Origin of the sequence: Psychrobacter sp. AOP5-GZ1-6 (assembly GCF_052376345.1) — a bacterium.
Classification (GTDB): Bacteria; Pseudomonadota; Gammaproteobacteria; order Pseudomonadales; family Moraxellaceae; genus Psychrobacter.
Genome location: NZ_JBQSVP010000262.1, coordinates 1 through 1,421 on the forward strand (window position 1 = coordinate 1; position 1,421 = coordinate 1,421).

A 1,421-nucleotide genomic window follows, 5' to 3' on the forward strand; every position below is an offset into this window, starting at 1 on the left:
AAATATATCGATGGCGGTGTCGTCAGTTTAGTGCCTATCGATAGTGCGCGTGATTTGGGTGCTGATATTATCATCGCCGTAGATGTGACTAAGAGCAATCATAATTCTACTACCTCTACGCCTAATAGCATACCGAATATCAACTCATTCAGCAGCTTTTGGGGGTTTCTAGAAAACAATATCACGGCACAATCAAGTACCACGCATCACGCATCAAACTACCATGAACGAGATCGTGCAGATATTATCATTACGCCAGACGTTGGCCATATCAGCTCAATAGATACCAGCCAACGCAGCACACTAATCACTGCTGGATCAAAAGCCACTACGCCACAAATTAACGCAATTAAGCAGTTAATCAAAGAAAAATCTCAAAGCAAATATGCAACGCTTTAGCTTATAAAAACGCTTTAACTTATTAATAGGCTGCGTATGTAAAGCTTTTAGAATTCAAGCACCCATAAAAAAGCACCACAGTCATCAACTGTGGTGCTCTCTATTATGAATCAAATCTTGAATAATTTACGATTCAGTTAAGGCATGTCGAACTGGCTTATTTAACACGCGCGCGATATTTAACCGCGACTGTATCGTTCAGACCAACACCTTCCAGATCCCAACGAACCGCTTTATAGTACTTTAAATCTACATCTTGCAGCTGGTTGTTTACTCTAGTACGTAATGGCATACGAGAAAAACTATTACCATCGACGCTACCATATGGAAACTCTGGCGAGACCGTCTTCATCAATTCCACTTGCTCAGGAATACTCATGGTGACCGTCATTTTACGTACTCGATCAGCATTGGTATTGGTAAAGTATCCTTGATACTCTAAGACATTACCTGACTGCAAACGTGTACTTTCATTAACAGGAACCAATACTTCTTCACCATTTGCATCAGTGCTAACCAATGATGCAGTGATTTTGCTGTTAACAGCTTGTGCGCTTGAATTGCCAGCTTGATTAGCGGTTGCTTGTACAGTGGCCGATCCATCCACTGCTTGCTCTGGTGTAGGCAACATCGCCGACGCTTGAGTTACTACCATTGCACCGATCAGCGTACCGGCGACTACCTGAAACAAGCGATGGCCGCTCCAAGTGCTGAATGGACTAGCAAATTGATTATTTTTTTTCATGGTTCTCATTATCCCTGGTTAATATATCGGTAGAACATATTTGGAAAATTTAAGGCGCTTTCACTAGAGTCTGTATGCATAACCACTTAACTATAGTCAATAATAAACTATCTAGCCTGCTACGATAACCATATCGAACCTAGCGGTTGTATAAGGTTGATAATTTTTATTGATTATCTGCGTTCGCTATCCGTAAAGCATAGCAAAAAGTATTTGTACGCACACTAACCCCGTGTTGAGGTTGTGTATAGCCAATCTACTACAGACATTCGTTAGG

Annotated in this window: 2 protein-coding genes; one reads left to right on the forward strand and one right to left on the reverse strand. The window is 41.2% G+C overall.

Annotated features, from left to right (window positions below; all coding sequences use genetic code 11):
* Nucleotides 1–399 (forward strand): patatin-like phospholipase family protein (locus tag ACT3RN_RS15600; protein WP_444518819.1); only part of this gene is annotated, 399 nt, incomplete at its 5' end.
* A gap of 157 nt (nt 400–556) precedes the next feature.
* On the opposite strand, the gene ACT3RN_RS15605 is transcribed toward ACT3RN_RS15600, so the two are convergent.
* Complete coding sequence (locus tag ACT3RN_RS15605) at nt 557–1,144, reverse strand: hypothetical protein (protein WP_192520962.1); 588 nt, start codon at nt 1,142–1,144, stop codon at nt 557–559.
* Nucleotides 1,145–1,421: the final 277 nt, after the last annotated feature.

Excerpts from the sequence above, each read along its gene's own strand:
- ACT3RN_RS15605 (WP_192520962.1), bottom strand. The coding sequence starts at position 1,144 with ATGAAAAAAAATAATCAATTTGCTAGTCCATTCAGCACTTGGAGCGGC.